Source organism: Streptomyces flavofungini (genome assembly GCF_041028215.1).
Taxonomy (GTDB): Bacteria; Actinomycetota; Actinomycetes; order Streptomycetales; family Streptomycetaceae; genus Streptomyces; species Streptomyces flavofungini_B.
On record NZ_JASKYR010001125.1, the window covers coordinates 1 to 2040 of the forward strand.

Genomic DNA, 2040 nt, shown 5'->3' on the forward strand with positions numbered 1-2040 from the left:
CCCGTGAGCGCGGCCTCGCCGACCGGGTCACGGCCGAGCGGCACGACGTGGCCGAGAGCTTCCCGTCCGCCCCGTCCGGTGGGTTCGGCCTCGTCTCCGCGCAGTACTTCCACACCCCGTACCCGCTGGCCCGCGCCCGGATCCTGCGCACCGCCGCGCGGGCCCTGCGCCCCGGCGGCCTCCTGCTGATCGTCGACCACGGCTCCACCGCGCCCTGGTCGTGGAACCAGGACCCCGGCACCCGCTACCCGGCCCCCACCGAGGTCGCCGCCGATCTCGCGCTCGACCCCACGGACTATCGCGTCGTACGCGCCGACATGCCGCGGCGCCGCGCCACGGGACCGGCGGGCGAGACCGCCACCGTCACCGACAACGTCCTGCTCATCACCAGGACCCCGGACCAGGCGCCCGCATGAGCCGCCCACGGACCGGCGCCGAGGAGAAGGCCGCCCTGCGGGGCGTCCTCGACGGCCTGCGCACCTCGGTCGCCCGCAAGGTCGTGGGCACACCGGAGCCACAGGTCCGCACCGCCGGAGTGCCCTCGGGCACCAGCCTGCTCGGGCTGCTCAAGCATCTGGCGTACGTCGAGCGGTTCTACTTCCTCGGCGAGGACGTCGCCCAGTGGCACACGACGGTGCTGCCGTCCGCCGATGACACCGTCGACACCGTGCTCGCCGACTACCGCACGGCCGTGGCGCGAGCCAACCAGGTCATCGACGGCTGGCCCGATATGACGCTTCCCGCCCCGCGCCCGCCACGCCGTGGGCAGGCTCCGGCCATGCGGTGGGTCCTCGCGCACATGATCGAGGAGACCGCCCGGCACGCCGGGCACGCCGACATCCTCCGTGAGCGGATCGACGGCTCGACCGGACGGTGACGCGTGCTACGCCCCCCGGTACCGGTCCCGCACCTCAGGAAGCCGCACGAAGCCCGCCGACGCGTAGGTCGCGACGGCACCGGCGTTGGAGCTCGGGGTGGCGACGAGGGCGCTCGACGAGCCGAGTTCCCGGAGTGCGGCCGCCGCGGCGACGGTGATCGCCCTGCCGTGGCCGCGACCGCGGTGCTCCCGGTGCACGCCCATGGGTTCGAGCAGCCCCGGCCGCCCCGGGCCCGCCGACCACACCGTCACCATCGCCACCGCCTCGCCCCGGTCGTCGTGGGCGACCAGACACCGGGCGTCGGCGTACACCGGACCGGCCGCCATCGCGCGCCAGTGCGCGTCGGAGAACTCCGAACCGTCGAACGCCGCCCGCTGCACGGCGGCCCGCACCCGCGCACGCTCCGGCCCCGCCACCTCGACACGCAGGCCGGAGTCCTCGACCGGCTCCGTGAGGTCGCGGCGCAGCGGCGTCCACGGCTCGTCGGCCTCCCAGCCCGCCGCGGCCAGCAGATCCTGGAGGACGACATCACGCGGAGCCTCGATGTTCGCCTGCCCCGCGGGCAGTACGCCGCGCTCCGGCGCGGCCACGTCCGCGACCAGCCGCCGGGCCAGTTCCTCGTCCGGCCGGGCCTCCGGGGCGATGGCCAGCCGGAGGAGCCGGGGTCCGTCGAGCAGGCCCACGGCGAGAATCCGTCCGTCCCCGCGCCAGATGCGGACCGCCGCCGCGGTCTCCGCCGCGCCGAACCGCCAGTACCACCCCAGGTCACCCGGGTGGAGCTGCGTCGGCGCCCCCTCGTACTGCCACCCCCGCAGCGCCTCCACGGCCTCGTCCAGCTCGCTGACCCCGGGTCTGTGCAACACGATCGCCATCCGCCGATCAGACACCACACGGGCGGCGGTCCGCATCCGAATTCCCCCGGGCTCCGGCCGGGCGGGCTGCGGTCAGGCCGTCGTGCCAGCCCGCTTCAGAAGGACGACGACCTCGGTGGCCTGGCCCGCGCCGTAGCTGGGGGCGATGGTGCTCAGAGCCTCCCAGCCCGCCCGGCCCAGTTCGTTCAGGTCTTGTTCCATCTGGGCGTAGTCGAAGCCCTTCATGCGGAGCTTGTAGGTCAGGACCTTGTGTTCCCACTGGGTGGTGGTCATGGCTCGGTTCTCCTTGG

Annotated in this window: 3 protein-coding genes and 1 pseudogene; 2 read left to right on the top strand and 2 right to left on the bottom strand. The window is 74.6% G+C overall.

Annotated features, from left to right (window positions below; all coding sequences use genetic code 11):
- Positions 1-416: pseudogene (locus AB8Z36_RS39005) on the top strand (SAM-dependent methyltransferase); the annotation flags it as partial.
- Positions 413-877, top strand: coding sequence for a DinB family protein (locus AB8Z36_RS39010; RefSeq protein WP_369218101.1), 465 nt, complete (start codon positions 413-415; stop codon positions 875-877). The pseudogene AB8Z36_RS39005 and the gene AB8Z36_RS39010, both read left to right, overlap by 4 nt.
- Before the next feature lie 6 nt (positions 878-883).
- On the opposite strand, the gene AB8Z36_RS39015 is transcribed toward AB8Z36_RS39010, so the two are convergent.
- Positions 884-1750: a GNAT family N-acetyltransferase gene (locus AB8Z36_RS39015; protein ID WP_369218102.1), complete on the bottom strand. Its 867-nt coding sequence runs from the start codon at positions 1748-1750 to the stop codon at positions 884-886.
- A gap of 72 nt (positions 1751-1822) precedes the next feature.
- Positions 1823-2040, bottom strand: a 218-nt coding sequence (locus tag AB8Z36_RS39020) for a DUF4177 domain-containing protein (RefSeq protein ID WP_369218103.1), incomplete at its 5' end; no start/stop codon positions are given.

What these genes read in the sequence shown, in the direction of transcription:
- AB8Z36_RS39015 (WP_369218102.1), bottom strand. Translation starts at nt 1,750, where the DNA reads ATGGCGATCGTGTTGCACAGACCCGGGGTCAGCGAGCTGGACGAGGCC.
- AB8Z36_RS39010 (WP_369218101.1), top strand. Translation starts at nt 413, where the DNA reads ATGAGCCGCCCACGGACCGGCGCCGAGGAGAAGGCCGCCCTGCGGGGC.